The organism is Chryseobacterium formosum (assembly GCF_026460885.1).
GTDB classification, from domain to species: Bacteria; Bacteroidota; Bacteroidia; order Flavobacteriales; family Weeksellaceae; genus Chryseobacterium; species Chryseobacterium formosus.
The window spans coordinates 277,105-295,453 of sequence record NZ_JAOVZW010000013.1 but is presented as its reverse complement, the minus strand read 5'-3'; the positions used below and the strand labels follow the sequence as shown (position 1 = coordinate 295,453).

General features: G+C 35.4%; 18 protein-coding genes. 10 read left to right on the top strand and 8 right to left on the bottom strand.

Going from position 1 to position 18,349, the window contains the following annotated elements; translation table 11 throughout:
* Window positions 1–60 precede the first annotated feature (60 nt).
* A complete protein-coding gene (locus OF897_RS11910; protein WP_267265905.1) occupies window positions 61–483 on the top strand; it encodes a hypothetical protein in 423 nt (140 codons plus the stop codon).
* Between the two features lie 126 nt (window positions 484–609).
* Window positions 610–987 (top strand): RNA polymerase sigma factor, encoded by a 378-nt coding sequence (locus OF897_RS11905; protein WP_267265904.1) that lies wholly within the window; start codon window positions 610–612, stop codon window positions 985–987.
* A gap of 266 nt (window positions 988–1,253) precedes the next feature.
* On the opposite strand, the gene OF897_RS11900 is transcribed toward OF897_RS11905, so the two are convergent.
* Window positions 1,254–1,634: a winged helix-turn-helix transcriptional regulator gene (locus OF897_RS11900; RefSeq protein WP_267265903.1), complete on the bottom strand. Its 381-nt coding sequence runs from the start codon at window positions 1,632–1,634 to the stop codon at window positions 1,254–1,256.
* A gap of 118 nt (window positions 1,635–1,752) precedes the next feature.
* Here OF897_RS11900 and OF897_RS11895 point away from each other — a divergent pair, with 118 nt between their 5' ends.
* Window positions 1,753–2,418: an NAD(P)H-dependent oxidoreductase gene (locus OF897_RS11895; protein ID WP_267265902.1), complete on the top strand. Its 666-nt coding sequence runs from the start codon at window positions 1,753–1,755 to the stop codon at window positions 2,416–2,418.
* Between the two features lie 166 nt (window positions 2,419–2,584).
* Here OF897_RS11895 and OF897_RS11890 read toward each other — a convergent pair whose 3' ends face one another.
* The 6 genes from OF897_RS11890 to OF897_RS11865 form a co-directional block, all read right to left on the bottom strand.
* Window positions 2,585–2,761 (bottom strand): histone H1, encoded by a 177-nt coding sequence (locus OF897_RS11890; protein ID WP_201134300.1) that lies wholly within the window; start codon window positions 2,759–2,761, stop codon window positions 2,585–2,587.
* A gap of 62 nt (window positions 2,762–2,823) precedes the next feature.
* Window positions 2,824–4,167 carry an exodeoxyribonuclease VII large subunit gene (locus tag OF897_RS11885; RefSeq protein WP_267265901.1) on the bottom strand — a complete coding sequence of 448 codons (1,344 nt, stop codon included), beginning with the start codon at window positions 4,165–4,167 and terminating at the stop codon, window positions 2,824–2,826.
* A 415-nt stretch (window positions 4,168–4,582) separates the two neighbouring features.
* Window positions 4,583–5,260: a type 1 glutamine amidotransferase domain-containing protein gene (locus OF897_RS11880; protein ID WP_267265900.1), complete on the bottom strand. Its 678-nt coding sequence runs from the start codon at window positions 5,258–5,260 to the stop codon at window positions 4,583–4,585.
* Between the two features lie 135 nt (window positions 5,261–5,395).
* Window positions 5,396–5,608 (bottom strand): hypothetical protein, encoded by a 213-nt coding sequence (locus OF897_RS11875; protein WP_267265899.1) that lies wholly within the window; start codon window positions 5,606–5,608, stop codon window positions 5,396–5,398.
* Window positions 5,609–5,635: 27 nt separating this feature from the next.
* Window positions 5,636–6,247: an alpha-ketoglutarate-dependent dioxygenase AlkB family protein gene (locus tag OF897_RS11870; protein WP_267265898.1), complete on the bottom strand. Its 612-nt coding sequence runs from the start codon at window positions 6,245–6,247 to the stop codon at window positions 5,636–5,638.
* A 120-nt stretch (window positions 6,248–6,367) separates the two neighbouring features.
* Entirely contained in the window at window positions 6,368–7,132 is a 765-nt protein-coding gene (locus tag OF897_RS11865) for an XRE family transcriptional regulator (protein WP_267265897.1), read from the bottom strand.
* 61 nt (window positions 7,133–7,193) lie between these two features.
* Between OF897_RS11865 and dinB the strand changes: the two genes are divergently transcribed.
* The 4 genes from dinB (at window position 7,194) to OF897_RS11845 (ending at window position 12,365) form a co-directional block, all read left to right on the top strand.
* Window positions 7,194–8,336, top strand: a complete 1,143-nt coding sequence (dinB, locus tag OF897_RS11860; protein ID WP_267265896.1) for a DNA polymerase IV — start codon at window positions 7,194–7,196, stop codon at window positions 8,334–8,336.
* Between the two features lie 10 nt (window positions 8,337–8,346).
* On the top strand, window positions 8,347–11,415 hold the full coding sequence (locus tag OF897_RS11855; RefSeq protein WP_267265895.1) for a DNA polymerase III subunit alpha: 3,069 nt from the start codon (window positions 8,347–8,349) through the stop codon (window positions 11,413–11,415).
* A gap of 161 nt (window positions 11,416–11,576) precedes the next feature.
* The gene (locus OF897_RS11850; RefSeq protein ID WP_267265894.1) at window positions 11,577–11,723 is read left to right on the top strand and encodes a hypothetical protein; all 147 of its coding nucleotides are present in this window, start codon (window positions 11,577–11,579) and stop codon (window positions 11,721–11,723) included.
* A gap of 147 nt (window positions 11,724–11,870) precedes the next feature.
* On the top strand, window positions 11,871–12,365 hold the full coding sequence (locus tag OF897_RS11845) for an RNA polymerase sigma factor (RefSeq protein ID WP_267265893.1): 495 nt from the start codon (window positions 11,871–11,873) through the stop codon (window positions 12,363–12,365).
* A gap of 38 nt (window positions 12,366–12,403) precedes the next feature.
* On the opposite strand, the gene OF897_RS11840 is transcribed toward OF897_RS11845, so the two are convergent.
* Window positions 12,404–12,535, bottom strand: coding sequence for a hypothetical protein (locus tag OF897_RS11840; RefSeq protein ID WP_267265892.1), 132 nt, complete (start codon window positions 12,533–12,535; stop codon window positions 12,404–12,406).
* A 287-nt stretch (window positions 12,536–12,822) separates the two neighbouring features.
* On the opposite strand from OF897_RS11840, the gene OF897_RS11835 reads away from it, so the two are divergent.
* From OF897_RS11835 to OF897_RS11825, 3 genes are all read left to right on the top strand, one after another.
* Entirely contained in the window at window positions 12,823–13,632 is an 810-nt protein-coding gene (locus tag OF897_RS11835) for a FecR family protein (RefSeq protein WP_267265891.1), read from the top strand.
* Between the two features lie 71 nt (window positions 13,633–13,703).
* Complete coding sequence (locus OF897_RS11830; RefSeq protein WP_267265890.1) at window positions 13,704–16,928, top strand: SusC/RagA family TonB-linked outer membrane protein; 3,225 nt, start codon at window positions 13,704–13,706, stop codon at window positions 16,926–16,928.
* A gap of 3 nt (window positions 16,929–16,931) precedes the next feature.
* Window positions 16,932–18,335, top strand: a complete 1,404-nt coding sequence (locus OF897_RS11825; protein ID WP_267265889.1) for a RagB/SusD family nutrient uptake outer membrane protein — start codon at window positions 16,932–16,934, stop codon at window positions 18,333–18,335.
* Window positions 18,336–18,349 lie beyond the last annotated feature (14 nt).

Below are 18,349 nucleotides of genomic sequence, written 5' to 3'. Positions count from 1 at the left end.
ATTGGGAGAAACTCACTTGTGCACAACTGAAAGATTCCTTAAATTAAATTATTAATATTTGTGGATAAAAATATTGTAAAACTGAAAAAGTTGGTTGAGAAACATCTTCATCAGTCAAAAGATGAGATCAGTTCATTTTTTGGTCAACCTTTAAGAAAATCTGATGACTTTATTTGGTTCTTCCGTGTATATAAATTTAATATTTTCCATGAGGAAATTATCTTTATTTTTGAAGAAGATAAAGTTGTAGACATTGTACTGGTTATCTATTTTCTTTGGTTTAAAGTCAAAAGCATTTACTATTTCGAAAATCAAAATCCGGAATATAAAGTACTAAATTTTAGATACATCCTTAAAAAAAATACTGTAATACTTATTTCAATTTCTAAAATTGAAATATTTCAGTCATTATTTGAAGGGAATAAAAAATTTCTGGTAATGGCATTAGATTCTCTTCCGAAACTTAATTTCATTATCTATTAGAGCTTTAAACTTAGTTAATTAAATTTTAGCACAGCATTTGCTATGTGAACCGTAACAGCAAGAATTTAGTGATTGAAAAGAGGGGTCTGTAAATATTAGCAAAGTTAAAACACTCTTCTTTGAGTCATGAAAATCAAGCAACTACAATATTCCGAAACCGAACTATTTCTGTTACTTAAAACAGGACAAACTACAGAATTCAATTATATATATGATTTTTACAGTCCTATTTTATATGGATTTTTACTGAATTCAGGTCTGTCAGAAAAATATTCAACAGATATTTTGGAAAAAACCTTTACCAAAATCTGGAATAATTCCCGGCAATTACCTATCCATAATAACTTCCTAATATGGATGCTACAAATCACAACCGAAAACATCAGAGATTATTTACAAAATCATCATAGAAAATTTACCATTGAAGTTAAAAACTGCGCAGCAATTTCGATCAAATTTACAGATGTCATAGAACCGGCTCTCCCTAATCAATCCATTGCGTAATGTTAACATGACCAAACAAATAGTAGAATCTGAGCCGACGAAAATGATGCTACAAAAAAGAAGCAACTCTAGGATTAAACTTGAAAAAACAATTAGATTGTTTTTTCAAGTTTAATCAATTTATTACAAATTAACTTAAACAATTGAGTTTCAATTAGGCTTTAAAAATTTGCAATTGCAACCCGAAAATATGTTTAGCTAATGACTTTCCTGCATCAGCATTGGTTAAAAATAGGGATATTGCATATACCAAAGTATGCAATAACTTAGCCTGCACCATTGGTCAAAAACTCACCCTTTTCGCTCACGACCTGATTACCCCATTGGGTAATTGCCTCCAGGACAGGAACAAAACTCTTCCCAAAATCTGTTAAGCTGTATACTACTTTTACAGGTGGCTTTTTACCATATACTTTTCTTGATACAAGTCCGTCCTTCTCTAGTTGTTTTAACTGCAGGCTTAAGGTCATCTCCGTAATGGACGGTATTTCCTTACGCAATTCGCTATACCTTTTAACTTCATCCTTTAAATGGTACAGGATGACGGCTTTCCATTTCCCGCCAACCAGATCCATTGTGAGACTCACCGTGCAAGGATAAGACTTATCTTTCAATTTCACATGATCGCCAATACATTCTGTTTTCATTCCACTGCTGTTTAGACCTATCTGTTTGGATAGTTATTGCAAATATAAATTACTAAAATTAGTTTTGCAACTATAATTATGATAGTTCAAAATTAACATATCTAAATAAATAAAGGCAATGAAAATTTTAATTGTGATCGCACATCCGGAACCTCAAAGTTTTAATGCTGCCATGTATCAGGAAGCTATAAAAACACTGGAAGAAAATGGACACGAAGTACAAATGTCCGACCTATACAGAATGAATTTCAATCCTGTTTCTGACAGAGAAAATTTCACGACTGTAAAAAATACAGCCTATTTCAGTCAGCAGGCTGAAGAACGTTTTGCTTACGAAAACAATGGTTTTACGGAGGATATCTTAGCAGAACAAGATAAAGTACTGTGGTGCGATCTGATGATCTGGCAATTTCCGTTATGGTGGTTTTCTGTTCCTGCGATACTGAAAGGTTGGGTCGATAAGGTTTTTGCAATAGGAAAATTCTATGACAACGGTAGAATTTATAACAACGGTTTGCTCAAAGGTAAAAAAGCCCTGTTATCGATTACCACAGGCGGTCCAGATAAGAATTACATAACAGCCAAATATGGCAGCACCGATCAGATTTTACATCCTATTCAGACAGGAATTCTCGAATTTGTCGGCTTTTCTGTTTTACCGTCTGAAATATATTTTTCCATTGAACGCATTAAAGATGATGAACGGAAAGAGATTTTAAAAAGATGGAGCAACCGTCTGAAATATATTTTTACAGAACCTTCGATAACTGACGATAAATATTAAATTAAGAAACGTTTCAAAATATTTTAACAGTCTTCGGTCTTCGGTATAAATTTTAATTACTTACCTCCCATCCTGTCATTTGCGCTCTTTTGCATATCATGCTAAAGTGTTAAACAAATAAACTAAACCCCGCTTTAAAGCGGGGTTTAGTTTATTTGTTTAAATCTTATTTCTTCGACTCCTCTACAGAAACTTTTCTGAAGTCTTTAAATAGTTTACTCAGTTCAAGTGCTGCTTTTCTTGCTCTTGTACCAGCAGCCTTGTTCCCTTTTTCAGATTGTTGGCTGGCTTCAGTTGAAAATGTCTCAAACTCAGCATTGATCTTTTCGATTAGTTCTTTCATAGTATGATAAATTTAAATTGGAGACAAATATAATGGTTTATACCAATTGATACTTTTTTCCATTATATAAGTTTTGCTAAGATAAACCCAATGATCAATGCCACCAGAAATGCGATTAAGATCTTGACATAATTGGTTTTGCTGCCTTGGATTTCCTGATTTAGCCTGGCATTTTCCTGTTTCAAAGTTTCCAGATCAACTTTAAGGGAAGCTGTCCTTTCATTGATGGCGGACTGGACATTCTTCTCGTGCAAAACAGCGATCTCCTTTTTGTAGCTTTCCATTTCTGTCTGGCGTTGTTTCTGCTGCTCCTGGAAATTCTTCTGAAGATCTTGCAGTTGTTTGCCAGAACTCACCTGAAGCTTTTGGAATTCTTCATTTCTCACCTTTAGCTGTTCTGCAAAGGTTTTGTTATGGTTCTCTACCTGTTCTTTATAAGTTTTCTGGGCTTCAGTAAACTCCTCATTTTTCTTCTTCAGCTGTTTTTCCAAGGTTTCCACCTGTTCTGAAAACTGCTTCGTCACATCTTTTTTCACCTCATCAATGAGCAGAGCCCTTGAATTCGACCTTTCGTGTGATAATTTTTCAGCAATGGTATGCAATCCAGCGCCATAATCGTGAGGTAAATGAAAACGCTTGTCGGCCAGTTTATCCAATAATGTTTCATCTACCGTGTGACCGATAGCCGTAACAGTAATTGGTTTCATTGTTATGAATATTTCGGATAAGCTCAGGTCATTGAAGGTTTCCATACTCTGTCGGTCACCTCCTCCCCTGACCAGGGCAACAATGTCATAATCCAAAGCTGAAATTTCTTTCAGTTTGGAAATGATCGCTGTTGACGAAGTGATATTGCAACTGTGATCTGAAATATCAAAATACTTTCTTGAAACATCCAGTCCTTCGAAAAAATCCTTCTGGACAATCGCATTATTTCCATAAATGTTAGCGACCCTGACCTTTTCATCTTTGAGCATCTTATCCCTGATCAAGGTCTCAAGGTCTTTTGATCCTGTCTCCAGTTTTTTCTGGATCAGCCCATACCTTTCCAGTTCTTCTTCGGAGATGGATTTTTCTTCCTGCTGAATGATCTCATCAACCACAAAACGAAGCTCTATCGAAGAATTTTTAATGTTTTTCTCAATGAACCCCCTGAGTGTGTAGATCTCATTATTCGTGATTTTACTCCTGAGCAAAGAAGAAATACGAATCCCTATCGAAGTGTGATCACCTTCTGAGAACAGAAGGTCATAATAGTAATTCCCATAGGATTTACCACCACCAAAAGCATATCTGCCTTTCAGATAGATCAGATTGACCGTAGCATTGAGCTTCAAGGCATTACTGAAGATTCCAATAACTGAGGCTGGCGAATAGATCGGATATGTGACTTCTTGATCGTCCATGTGATTGACTGTCGTTTTAAAAAAGCTTGATAAGCAAAGGTATTGCTAATTGAATTTAAATAAAATAGAAGTGTTACAATACTGAAAAAGTTGGTTTTAAAACTGAATGCAACAATTACCTATACTTTAAAAGAATATAGAACGCCTGTCACTTTCTAATTTTTGACTTCAACTACTACAACATTTTAATTGCTATAGAAATAAAAAAATCCCCAAATTATATGGGGATAAAAACTAATAACCATGAAAACCTTTATAAAAGTATTTCCTTTGCAAAATCATGAAAACTAAATACATTTGAAGGTGAATGGTGGGGTTAATTGTATTTTAAAAAAGACCTGATTATCCCAATTTTCCTAAAAAGAATAGAATTATTTTACAGTCGAACTTCCAGGTCTGATCCTTTGGAAAAAAACTAAATCAGCTTCAAAAGTTCCTCAGCCACCTTTTCAGAAGAAGCAGGATTTTGTCCCGTAATCAATCTTCCGTCAACTATAGCATAGGGACTCCAATCTTCGATTTTACTGTACACTCCACCATTCTTCTTCAGCATATCTTCTACCAGAAAAGGAACAACATCAGTTAACTGCACCCCCTCTTCCTCTGTATTGGTGAATCCAGTCACATTTTTATCCTTTACCAGATACTCACCGTCTATTTTCACATCTTTCAAAACCCCGGGAGCGTGACACACAAATGCTATAGGTTTATCATTGGTATAGAAATCAACTATAAGCTGCTGCGAAACTTTATCTTCCGCCAGATCCCACAAAGGACCATGTCCGCCCGGATAAAATACCGCATCAAAGTCTTCACTTTTTACTTCCGATAACTGATGTGTATTTTTTAATTTGTCCTTTAATACCTGATCATCATCCATTCTTCGTGTTGCATCGGTCTGGGCTGAGGGATCTTCACTTTTCGGATCAATGGGTGGCTGACCGCCCTTTGGAGATGCCAGTGTAATTTCTACGCCTTTATCAGACAATGCATAGTAGGGTGCAGCCAATTCTTCAGTCCAGAACCCTGTCTTTAAACCTGTATTTCCTAATTCATCGTGACTCGTAAGTACGAATAAAACTTTTTTGCTCATTTTTATATCTATTTAATTTAGTATTACAAAGTTGGAATTTATCTGTGTTTTAAGCACAGGATCTAAATCACTATTTTCATGTGATCCGGATCACACTTTTTCTGATATGCAGACAAATTAAAATTACTTTATTTGTCATAGAGTTCCTTTATTCTGAAAGACGCTTAGACTTTCTATCTTGTTATTGATAGTCTTATATACAATCTCAACTGAAAAACTTGACAGTTCATACAGTACAAACTTTAGTCCATCCTTAGAAGTTTCACTGATGACCTTTCCTTTGGCCAAAGCCAATTCGCATTGAGATTGCATGGGTAGATTTTTAAAATCGTAGTACGAAATAGACATTTAACTATTATTTTATTTTTTATGATATTACAGTTCACTCACTAAGCGAAAAGTCAAATTAATTCGCTCTTTCATATACAAAGCAGACTTCGCGATACGATGCTCCCAGTTTTCCTGCAGGTCACCTTTCATCAAAAGCAAAGAACCATGTGGAAGTGGAATGCTGTATCTGCTTTGATGATGATTCAGTTTTCTAAAGTCAAACTTTCGGGTCTGTCCCAAGCTGAGTGATGCAATGACCGGTCTGTCACCGTATCTGCTTTCCTTGTCCCTGTGCCATGCCACAGAATCATTGTGATCCCTATATAAATTGAGTAAGACTGAATTAAATTCATGACCAAAAACTTCTTCAATTTTTTTCTTTAAAGACAATAATTCAGGCGTCCAGGCATTTACCTCGAATTCACTTCCTCCTAATTTGTAGGACTTTTCACTGTCACCATACCATGCTGTCAGACGTGGAGTCAATACTTTCTTATCATACATAGTCTGAGTTTTCTGTTTCCAAGGAGTATGTTCCAAAAGTTGAGAAAAAAGTCGATCCGATTCTTCTGCCGTCAAAAAATGCTCTCTGAATTCCAACAAATCTTTTGGAAAATCATAAAATTCTTCTGCGCTAAATAAACTGAGTTGACCCATTGTTTTATTAACTATTTTTATTACTTTTGACTATCCCACAATGGGAATTTTTTCATCATTTGTGTTTTTAAGCTTTCCCAACAGGAAAGCTTTTTTCATATGTACTATAAAATACATCTCTTATTGAATATTTTTATTAGAACTTCTAATCTCCGATCGGAGCTCTTCAAACATACTTCTGATTTCCTGATATTCTAGGTTTTCAATGCGCAGTTCCTGAGTATTAATACTGCATGCAAATTCCCAGATTTCATAGACTTCTGACCATTTGATTTCATAAGGTTCATAGAAAGAATTGTCAGAACTAACAAAACTTCCCGAATCATTCTGCTTGGAATATCTTTTGTAAACAATACCGTCTTTCGTGATAAAGATGTAGGTTTTTCCTTTTTTCAGATCCTTTTTATCCTCAAGATATTTTCCTACAATATAAGTTCCGTCATTATAAGGTGGCATGGAATCGCCATCTGCAGGAAACGCACGGAACTTTCCGTTTCTTAAAAAAGGGAGTGAAAGGTGTTGTAGTCCCTCCACAAATTCAGGATCATTATACCCGCTGAGGTATCCCATACTTGCTTTTTGAGGAACGATTTCAATTCTGTTTTCTCCTGTATGATCAACTTTCATGGGCAACAAAATTCTGTTGTTGGGAAGGTTGACTACATCATCCAGCGGATACTTTCGTAAATCAACGGTCAGCAGCAAATCAATGCTCACTTTATAGTATTTGGAAAGCTTAACCAACAATTCAATAGGCGGTTCCGACCTCCCATCTTCATATGTTGCATACCTTCCTCGAGTGATCGAAATTTCATCACCCACCTTTTGTTGGGATGCTTTCATTTTGTCTCTTAGAAATCTGATGTTTTCTGAAAAAATTGACATTGCTATAAATTATAGCAACAAATATACAATATTTTGCAATAAAACGTAATAATTTTACAGCATGGAAAGAGCAATTGCACATATGGATCTGGACACATTCTTTGTCTCCTGTGAACGGCTGAAAAACTCCGAACTGGAGAAACAGCCTGTAATCATAGGAGGTGGAGACCGTGGAGTCGTTGCATCTTGCTCTTATGAAGCTAGGAAATTCGGAGTTCGTTCTGCCATGCCTCTGCGAATGGCTACTCGCTTATGTCCTGAAGCTAAGGTCATCAAAGGAGACATGGAATACTATTCCAATATGTCGCATCTGGTTACTGAAATCATTCAGGAGAAAGTTCCTATAATGGAGAAAGCCAGTGTGGATGAATTTTATCTTGACCTTTCAGGAATGGACAAATTTTTTGGTTGTTATCAGTGGACGTCTGAAATTGCTGAAGCCATAGTTAAAAATACAGGTTTGCCGATAAGTTTTGCACTCTCTTCGAACAAAACTGTTTCAAAAATAGGAACAGGAGAAGCGAAGCCAACAGGAAAATTAGAATTAATAACACAGAATATCCAGCCATTTCTAAATCCTCTTTCTATCAAAAAAATCCCAATGGTGGGTGACGTGACCTTCGAGTTGCTTTCTAGATTAGGGGTTAGAAAAATAGAAACCTTGTCTAAAATGCCTGTTGATGTATTGCAGCAGCTTATTGGAAAAAATGGACTTACCCTTTGGAAAAAAGCGAATGGTATTGATGAAACTCCTGTGGTTACTTATTCGGAACAAAAATCAATATCTACCGAAACTACTTTTCCTGAAGATACTATCGATATGCAGAAACTCGAAAGCACTCTATCAGGAATGGTAGAACAGCTATGCTATCAACTGAGACATGAAAAATGGCTGACCTCAACAGTCTCTGTAAGAATCAGGTATGCTAATTTCTATACAGAAGTGAAACAATGCAAAGTTCCTTACACTTCAGCAGATCACACCCTACTTAGGTATGTATTGGAACTGTTTAAAAAAGTATTCACCAAAAGAATGAGAATCCGTTTGGTTGGAGTCAAGTTTACAGGTCTTGTTCCCGGAAAACATCAGATGAATCTTTTTGAAGATACGGAAGAAATGATCTCATTATATCAGACCATGGACAAAATCAAAGACAGATTCGGTGTCAAGAGTATAGGAAGAGCTTCAGGTTTTTTAAATTAATAAATCGCGTATGTTTCTCAACTGCCATACCTACCACAGCTTGCGTTATGGAACTATATCTCTTGAAGATTTGGTTCAGCTGGCTGTTGGCCATCAATTAAAAGTTCTGGCATTGACTGACATTAACACGGTAACGGGAATCTATCATTTTTACAAGCTTTGTCAGGAAAATAATATTAAACCAATTCTGGGAGTTGATGTGCGGGTTGAAAATGAGCAATATTACATTTGCTTAGCTAAAAATCCCAGAGGTATTGCTGAAGTGAACAGACTGTTGACGCATTATAATTGTGAAGGAATTGAAATTCCAAAAGCGAATCCTCCGCTGGAAAATTGTTTTGTTATCTATCCTTTACAAAACATTCCTGAAAAATTGTTGGAGCACGAATTTATAGGAATCAAACAGGATGAGTTAAATCTTCTAATCAATCCTAAACTGAAATCTTTAATTCATAAAATGGTCATTCTGCATCCGGTAACCTTTAAAACTGAGGAAGAATTTGAGCTTCACAAGATACTAAGAGCAATAGATGGTAATATTTTACTGAGTAGACTTACGGAGAAAGATTACTGTAAGAAAAATGAAAGTTTTATTCCTAAAAAATTACTTTTAAATCAATTTGAACCATATCCGAAGATTATTGAAAACACCAAATATATAGTCAATGAATGCAGTTTTGATTTTGATTTCAAGACGCCAAAAAATAAAAAACACTTTACTGAAAGTAAAGAAAATGATTTTAAATTGTTGGTAAAATTGGCATATGAAGGTTTAACCAAAAGATACCCTGACCATAATCAGCAAGCTAAAGACAGAGTTGAAAAAGAACTTACCGTTATTAATCAGCTTAATTTCTGTGGCTATTTTTTAATTACGTGGGATATTATTCAATATAGCAACCGAATGGGGTTTATGCATGTCGGGAGAGGAAGTGGTGCCAACAGTATTATTGCTTATTGCCTGGGAATTTCTGATATATGCCCTTTAGAACTGGACTTATATTTTGAACGTTTTCTCAATCTTAATCGTAAATCACCACCCGACTTCGACATCGACTGGAGCTGGAAGAACCGTAATACCATTTTGGAATATATTTTTGAAAAGTACGGAAAAGACCATGTAGCCTTTTGTGGAACCAATGTAGAGTTTAAAAGAAAATCGAGATTCCGAGAGCTGGGAAAAGTATTTGGACTTCCAAAAGACGAACTGGATCAGCTTTCGAAAAAATCAAAAGATCTGCATGATCAAAATTCAGTTGTGCAGGAGATTTATAAATATGAACAACTGTTAGTAGGATTTCCTAACCAGAGAAGTATGCATTCCTGTGGAATCCTGATTTCGGAGGAACCCATCACCAATTATTCTGCTTTAGAATTTCCGCCAAAAGAATTTCCTATCGTACAGTTCGATATGTATACCGCAGAAGATATTGGATTGGAAAAATTTGATATTCTTTCACAAAGAGGATTGGGAACTATCAAAGATACCGTTCAGTTGATTGAAGAAAAAAGAGGAATAACGGTAGACATCGAAGACACAAGGATTTCGAAGAATGAAATCTTGTGTAATGAATTTCTAAGTATCGGAAAGACGATAGGATGTTTTTATATTGAATCTCCAGCTATGCGTGGGTTATTAAGAAGGCTCAAATGCGATAATTATAAAGTTTTGGTTGCAGCATCCTCTATCATCCGACCCGGTGTTGCCCAAAGTGGCATGATGAAAGAATACATCTTTCGTCATAACCATCCAGGTCAATTTGAATACTTCCATGAAGTTTTTGAAAAAGAATTAGGTGAAACCTATGGCATTATGGTGTATCAGGAAGACGTTATAAAAATTGCCATGCACTTTGGTGGTGTTTCCGCTACCAATGGTGATGTTCTACGCAGAGCCATGAGTGGAAAGGGACGTTCTCTCTCTGCTTTACAGAAATTAAAAGATGAATTCTTTGAATCCTGTAAAACAAAAGGACATCCCGAACAATTGTCTCATGAAGTCTATCGGCAGATTGAATCTTTTGCAGGTTATTCATTTTGTAAAGCACATTCTGCTTCTTACGCTGTTGAAAGTTATCAGAGTTTGTACCTAAAAGCCTACTACCCTATTGAATTTATGGTCTCAGCAATTAACAATGGCGGAGGGTTTTACAGAACTGAAGTCTATGTTCATGAAACCAAAATGTCAGGTGCAACTATTCACAATCCATGTATCAACCTCAGCGAATTTCATACGACAGTATATGGAACAGATGTTTACTTAGGGTTAATGCATATTGAAAAACTGGAGTCAGCTGTTAAACTTTTTATTCCTGAAGAAAGAAAAGAACATGGTGATTACAAATCCTTGGAAGATTTTGTCAAAAGAGTCAGTATCGGCATTGAGACTTTGCAGATATTGATTTTTGTAGGTGCTTTCAGATTCACAGGAAAACAGAAACATGAATTATTAATAGAAGCAAGATTTCTTTTATCAAAGAATCAATACAAAACAAAAATTATATCGTTGTTTGATGAACCTCAGAAAGATTACCACTTACCAGTTATCGAAAGAAATCCTTTTGAAGATGCTTTTGATGAAATGGAAATATTAGGTTTTCCAGTTTCTTATTCAATTTTTGATTTATTGCAAACAAAATACAGAGGACATATTTTAGTAAAAGATCTTTTGAAATATCACAAGAAGCCAGTTAAGATGCTGGCTTATCTGATTTCAAGGAAACACGTCCCTATTAAAAACAAATATGGAAATAGAGATGATATGTATTTCGGAACCTGGATTGATGCTGAAGGACAGTATTTTGATACCGCCCATTTTCCAGATAGTCTTCGACAGTTTCCCTTTAAAGAGGGAGGTATTTATATTCTGTTGGGAACTGTAGAGGTAGACTATCATTTCCCAACGATTACAATCACAAAAATGTCTAAGATGCCGCTCATTGCCGATCCTAGATATTCTATGGATGAAGATAAAGCAAAGGAAGTGGAAAACACTCTTCGTGAAGATGTAAGTATGACACAGAGAAAACCTTATCCGCAGGAACATGAGATAGGCTTACCGAGACAAAAAATGATTTAGAATAAATACTTACTCAAAACAACAATCTCTAACATGAACTCAAAGCGACCATCGTTGATGAAACAAGTCCCGATCACAATTCTGTCATCGTTACTTTCGAGGGTGACAAAAACAAAAAGCATTTTGAGATCAAATGCTCTTTTAATCCCTATGTTCAAAAAATGAGAAAGTGGGACATCTGGGAGATGGTCATTAAGTGTGACAGTGAAATCTACACAGATGAAAAGACCGAGAAAAAATCTTATTTTACACATCTTCTCTGCGATAATGCAATAGAAATACATTCTCCCTATGGACAGAAGGATTGATAAAATGATTTTCAAGGATATTTATTATTTTACTTCCTACTGTCCATTATGAAACTTAAAAGTTAATGTATTATTAATATGCCTTCACTCTCTTTTGGGTATTTTTGCAATAGTAAGTTTTCAACTCTTGTAAAGAGAAAGATGGCAATGGACAGTTTTAAAAAAATATATTCAGAATATAAACACAGAGTGTATTTTTTTGTAGCTAAATATATATCTGACGAAGAAGATATTGAGGAGCTTGTGCAGGATATTTTTATGCACCTTTGGAAATATAGTTCTGAAAGCGATTCCCTATCTCAGACCGAGGCTATCATCTTTAAATCAGCCAAACAGGAAATCTCCAATTTTTACCGTAAAAAGAAGATGATCTATATTCCTTTGGAAGATTCTCAACAAGTGAGCGATGAAGAAAATTTTGATATTGAAAAAAAACTCCTTGAGGAAGATCAGCTGAAAAAAATTGAAGGTCTTCTTGAGCAAGTGCCTGAAAGAAGCCGTGAATTCTTTATCAAAAATAAAATTCAGAATCTCAGCCTATTTACGATTGCTAAGGAAAATGACATATCCAAAACTGCCGTTGAAAAGCACGTTAACAAGGTTCTTAAATTTTTGAAGACGAATTTGAATTTTTTCTTTTAGTTCTTCTCAATCAACGATTCAAAAAAATCTATTTTATCCTAATCAGTTCGGTTGTAGCCATTTTCATATTGGGTAAGGATGTCATCTTTATATTCAATTGTTGAAAATTCTTCTTCTTGCGTTTCTTTCTTTATTTCAAGCTGATCATAATACCAATTTTCTTTGTGCATTCTCTAAAATTATAAACGTTACAGCTTGAATGCTTTATATTATACCTATAACAATCAATTTTCGTACTAAGCCCTCATTTCAGTAAACATACTAAAAGTTAAAGTTAATGATTGAATCTTTTAATATTTGATTATTATCTTACATTCTTACATGTAAAAAAACATAAAATACTAACGCTCAATTTTAACCCAATATCAATCAATGTGAACAAATCATTAAATGAAAAAAATAAGGGTTGACGATTTTCTTCTTTAGACGTATTTACTATTAAAGAACAAAGAATACTATGGATTTTGAAAATCAGTGGAAATCGTTAGAGGACGATCACCGTAAAATAAAAGATACGTCAGACGAAAGGATTTGGAATGGTCTTGAAAGGAAAATACAATTTAGGAAGAATACCAGAAAGTTCTTATCGGTTGCAGCGGTTCTCGTACCACTATTTACAATATTGAGTTTGTATTTTATAAATAATGGAAAGTCGTCTTCCTCTCAGACAGAATTGGTTTTTAAAACTTCGGAAATAAAAAAAGAATTCGTTTTATCAGACGGGAGTAAAATTATTTTGGAACCACAAAGTGAACTGACACTTGCCACAGATTTCGGATCAAAAACCAGAACGGTATCATTTACAGGAAAAGCTTTTTTCAATATAGCTAAAAAGGAAAGTTTACCATTTATAGTTGATGCCAAAAGTTTCAAAGTTCAAGTTTTGGGAACCCAATTTACTTTAGATCAAAAAGAAAATAATAAAGTTTATCTGAAAGAAGGAAAAGTAAAAGTAGATTACAAAGGTCACACTACTTATCTTTTGCCCAAAGAAACATGGCTCGCAGACAAAAAAGGTATTGAAAAACACTTTTATGATTACGATGTTAAAAGAAAATTTGATTTCAATAATATGAAATTCAATGAAGCTGTTTCAAAACTGGAAGAAACATACAATGTTGCAATTGAATATCCACAGGAATATAAAAACAATATCATTGATGGTGACATCACAGGAAATCTTGAAAAAGTACTTCAGACCATCAGTTTTCCTTTTAATCTGAATATTGAGAAAAAATCACAAGATCAAATTATCCTAAAAAAATAATGCAGCGGTAATGGGGGTTACCGATGCATTGAATATAAATCAGTCAAATAACAACTAATTTCAGCAAAGCTATGAAAAAAACAACAATTAGCATGATGTTGTTAGGGCTTTTGTGTGCACCACAATTTTCCTATGCAACTGCTAACAAGTGTTTTCAACAATCCGTCAGTCAGCGGAAAATTCCTTTAAACAAAGTTTTTGAGAAACTTTCAAAAGCTCATGGAGTCAAATTCTTTTATTCTGTTTCAGATTTAAAAAACATCGAGGTTAATGAATCCCGGATCAACTATCAATCCTTATCAGAATCTTTGGATTATCTGAAAAAGAGTATAGGTCTTGATTTTAATATAGATCAAAAAACAGTCACGGTTCGTCTCAATCCTAAAACGATTGCCAAATTGCAAAAAGCCAATGAAGCTCAGACTGCGGATGATGTTAATCCTGTAAAAGACACTGCAAGATCAAGGGAAAGAGCAATCGACGAAGTTGTTTTGGTAGGTTACGGAAAGCAGAGCAAGAAAAATAATTCGGGTTCTATTTCTTCAATTGATGAGAAACAGATGAAAGGGATTGCTTCCAGCAATTTTGGAGATATAATTGCAGGAAAAGCAACAGGAGTTCAGATTACCCAAGCCAATGCAAGCCCCGGAGGATCACCATCCATCAGAGTAAGAGGAATCGGAACTTTAACGGCAGGCTCCAATCCTTTGATCGTAGTAGACGGGCTTCCTTTGACAGAAGGTTCAAATTTAAATGCAATCGATCCTAATTCTATTGCAAAAATAGATATTCTTAAAGACGCTGCTTCAGCCGCAATCTACGGTTCCAGAGGTGCCAACGGAGTCATCATTATCGAAACTAAGCAAGGAAAAAAGGGAAAAATGAATGTCTCTTTTGATAGCTATTATGGAATGCAGATGCGGAGTGATAACGTAAAGCTGGTGAACGCTTACGATATGGCCACTTTCCTGAAAGAAGCAAGAGACAACAATTATCTTTCTAAAGGCAGTAACAGAAGTATTTTCGATGACAACGCAACGAGAGTAAGCAAGGGAGCTTCTTTAAGGGAATTAATTCCTGATTATCTTAAACCTTATTTGGCTAAACAGCCTGGATTAACCGATACAGATTGGTTAAATACCGTTATGAAGTCTGCACCCATCAGCCAGACTTCATTGAATATTACAGGCGGAAGTGAGAAAAGCAGATACGCTTTTACCACAAGTTATTTTAATCAGAAAGGTTTGGTCATCGGAACTGACTATGAAAAATTTTCTACGAGTATCAATCTGTCAACTGATCTGACCGACCGATGGAAAGTAGGTGTTACGATGACTCCGTCATATGCAACAGGTACCATAAATGCATCACAAAACTCCAGAAGCTATAATCCGCTGCAAATGGCAACAGCAATGTATCCGTTCTTCAAAGTGTATAATGATGACGGAAGTTTAGCCATTTCTCAGCAGATCTTAGGAAATACTTCAACAGACGGAGCTTTGGTAGAAAACCCGGTTGCGGTGCAGGAAATGACGAACAGAAAATACACTTTATTCAAAACTTTCGGAAACATTTTTACTGAACTTGAATTGTTGAAAGGGTTAAAATACAGGTTTTCCGTCGGTGGAGATTACTCCAATTATGAATATAACTTTTTTGATCCCTCCACAGTTGGAGCTTATAGAGCTGCTGCGCCGGATGTAACTTTTGCCAACAGAACAGAATACATCAGGAAAAATTATTTAATTGAAAACGTAATTTCTTTTGACAGAAGATGGGGTTCTCACAGAGTTGATGCGATTGGTGGACAGTCTTTTCAGCAGGAAGACAACACCCAGCTTTTGACCGAGGCAACCGCTTTTCCGGATAATAGTATCAGAAATATAGCAGGCGGAACGGCTTTTAAAAGTACATTGACACAATACAAATGGAGATTACTTTCTTATTTTACGAGAGTCAATTATACGTTTGACAATAAATATAATCTAATGGCTTCATACCGAAGAGACGGTTCTTCTCGATTCGGGAAAAATTCTAAATGGGGAGATTTCTATGCATTTTCTGCTGGATGGACGGTAAGTAATGAAAACTTTTTCCCTGAAAATAATGTCATTACCGACTTAAAATTAAGATACAGTTTAGGAAGCAACGGAAACAATCAGATTCCAAATTTTGGTGCTCTGTCGCTGATGAATCCAGAGAATTATACTTTCGGAAATACTTTAGCACCCGGATATACGACCGAAACTGCTCCAAACCCGAATATTTCTTGGGAGAAATCAAAATCCAACAACTTCGGAATTGATTTTTCATTATTTAAAAATGTCTTAAATATTTCTGCAGATTATTACATTCTCAACAGAGACGGATTGTTATTGGATGTTCCCGTTCCGCAGCAATCTGGTTTTAGTACTTCTCTTCAGAATATCGGAAGAATAAAAAACTCAGGTTTTGAATTACAGATTGCATCTAAAACCTTTAACATCGCACAAAACATTACCTATTCAGGAAGCTTGAATTTTTCAACCAATAAAAATGAAGTCCTGGCTTTGGCAAACGGTCAAAATCAGATTATCACAGGAGAAAATAATTTCTCAATAACAAAAGTCGGAGGCTCTATTGGAGAAATGTACGGGTACAACATTATCGGGATTTACAAAAATCAGGTGGAGATTAATAATTCACCTCACATCACCGGAACAATGGTGGGAGATTACATTATGGAAGATTTGAATGGTGACGGAAAAATTGATGTGAATGATAAAAGAAGTTTCGGAAGCGGAGTTCCAAAGTATATTCTAGGGTTTAACAACAATTTCAGATACGGACTTTTTGAACTGAGCTTTACTTTGTACAGCGAAATCGGGAAGAAAATCTACAATGCAGATGCGGTAACTACTTTAGAATCCGGTGAAGGATTCGGAATGGCTTCACAATATTATTTTGACAACCGATACAATGCAGTGAGTAATCCTGAAGGGTTTTTCGGAATGCCGAATATGAATTTTTCAAACAACAGAAAAGAAGCAAGAACATCCAATCTTTACTTTAAAAATGCAGATTATGTGAGATTGAGATCGCTTCGTCTGGCATTCAATTTACCAAAAAATATGCTTGAAAATATAGGGATCGAAAACGCACAGATCTATCTGGTAGGAAACAATATTTTCACGCTTTCAAAATACAAAGGGATGAATATCGATGCGACTTCAGATAATGTTCTTACGCAAGGTTTTGATCAGGCATATTATCCGGTCGCTAAAATTTATTCTATGGGCTTTAACCTTAAATTTTAAATCATGAAAAAAATATTTATAACAATATTCAGTCTTTCAGTTATTACTTCTTGCTCATCAGACCTTCTGGATGTAAATCCTGAGGCACAAAAGGTTTCTTCACAGTTTTATACTAATTCTTCAGAAATAGAACAGGGAATTATTTCGGTGTATGGAGCGCTTCAGTATACCGGACAATATCAATTGGGAATGCCGGCTTTGGGAGAATTACCATCAGACAATACTTACGATGAGGTTCCTGCCAACGATGCTTTTACGTATGGCGAACTTGATTTTTTTACCATTCAGCCAAATAACAACTTAATTGCAAGTGCCTGGAAAGATAACTATGTCGGAATTCAGCAGGCGAATATTATCCTCACAAGAATAGATAAAATTCCGGATATGACAGATGCTCTGAAATCTTCCAGAATAGGAGAAATGAAATTCCTGAGAGCATTGATGTATTTTAATTTGGTAAGAATTTTCGGTGATGTTCCTTTGGTTTTAAAAGAAACTACGAATGTTAATGATTATTTTGGGCAGCCAAGAACGCCTGTTGCAGAAGTCTATTCCGCAATAGAAACTGATTTGAAAGAAGCCATTAATCTTCTGCCTGCAACTACTTCACAAAAAGGAAGAGTAACGAAAGGTGCTGCATTGGGAATTTTGGGTAAAGTTCTTTTAACACAGAAAAAATATGCAGAATCTTTAACGTATTTAAATCAAATCGAATCTTTAGGATATCAATTATTGACCGATGTCACCAAGATTTTTGATGTTGCCAATAAAAATAATGCAGAAATTATTTTTGATGTACAGTTTGCTTCAGGATTGAACGGGAATTCGGAGGGAAGCACAGCATTTCAGATGTTCAGTCCATCTGGATCAGTTTCTGGAGCGAAGGGTCACAATCTTCCGACAAAAGAGGTTTATAATCTTTATTCAGCGGGAGATACAAGACGTTCTGCATATATTGGTCTTACTTCAAGCGGAATTCCGTTCAGTAAAAAATTAGTAAAAACTTCCAATACGATTGCCGATGGCGGAAGTAATTTTGTCGTGCTGAGGCTAGCAGATGTTTTTCTGATGAAAGCCGAATCTTATGCAGAACAGAATGATTTTATAAATGCTAACATCTATTTAAATAAGGTTAAAACAAGAGCCGGAATTCCAACTGTAAATTTTTCAACTAAAGATCAATTACTCACAGAAATCGACCGTGAAAGGAGACTTGAATTTGTGGGAGAAGGTCACCGTTGGTTTGATCTTATCAGAACAGGTAAGGCTATTTCAGTGATGGCCAGTCATTTTACCAATAATCCTGGATACAGCACTGCACAAATCAATGCACATCATCTTTTGATGCCGGTTCCGCAAGGACAGATTAATACAGATCCGGCTATTAAACAAAATCCAGGTTACTAAAATACAACTTAAAA

Coding starts and splice junctions, on each gene's coding strand:
- OF897_RS11905 (WP_267265904.1), top strand. CDS start 610: ATGAAAATCAAGCAACTACAATATTCCGAAACCGAACTATTTCTGTTA.
- OF897_RS11900 (WP_267265903.1), bottom strand. CDS start 1,634: ATGAAAACAGAATGTATTGGCGATCATGTGAAATTGAAAGATAAGTCT.
- OF897_RS11895 (WP_267265902.1), top strand. CDS start 1,753: ATGAAAATTTTAATTGTGATCGCACATCCGGAACCTCAAAGTTTTAAT.
- OF897_RS11890 (WP_201134300.1), bottom strand. CDS start 2,761: ATGAAAGAACTAATCGAAAAGATCAATGCTGAGTTTGAGACATTTTCA.
- OF897_RS11885 (WP_267265901.1), bottom strand. CDS start 4,167: ATGGACGATCAAGAAGTCACATATCCGATCTATTCGCCAGCCTCAGTT.
- OF897_RS11880 (WP_267265900.1), bottom strand. CDS start 5,260: ATGAGCAAAAAAGTTTTATTCGTACTTACGAGTCACGATGAATTAGGA.
- OF897_RS11875 (WP_267265899.1), bottom strand. CDS start 5,608: ATGTCTATTTCGTACTACGATTTTAAAAATCTACCCATGCAATCTCAA.
- OF897_RS11870 (WP_267265898.1), bottom strand. CDS start 6,247: ATGGGTCAACTCAGTTTATTTAGCGCAGAAGAATTTTATGATTTTCCA.
- OF897_RS11865 (WP_267265897.1), bottom strand. CDS start 7,132: ATGTCAATTTTTTCAGAAAACATCAGATTTCTAAGAGACAAAATGAAA.
- dinB (WP_267265896.1), top strand. CDS start 7,194: ATGGAAAGAGCAATTGCACATATGGATCTGGACACATTCTTTGTCTCC.
- OF897_RS11855 (WP_267265895.1), top strand. CDS start 8,347: ATGTTTCTCAACTGCCATACCTACCACAGCTTGCGTTATGGAACTATA.
- OF897_RS11850 (WP_267265894.1), top strand. CDS start 11,577: ATGAGAAAGTGGGACATCTGGGAGATGGTCATTAAGTGTGACAGTGAA.
- OF897_RS11845 (WP_267265893.1), top strand. CDS start 11,871: ATGGACAGTTTTAAAAAAATATATTCAGAATATAAACACAGAGTGTAT.
- OF897_RS11840 (WP_267265892.1), bottom strand. CDS start 12,535: ATGCACAAAGAAAATTGGTATTATGATCAGCTTGAAATAAAGAAAGAA.
- OF897_RS11835 (WP_267265891.1), top strand. CDS start 12,823: ATGGATTTTGAAAATCAGTGGAAATCGTTAGAGGACGATCACCGTAAA.
- OF897_RS11830 (WP_267265890.1), top strand. CDS start 13,704: ATGAAAAAAACAACAATTAGCATGATGTTGTTAGGGCTTTTGTGTGCA.
- OF897_RS11825 (WP_267265889.1), top strand. CDS start 16,932: ATGAAAAAAATATTTATAACAATATTCAGTCTTTCAGTTATTACTTCT.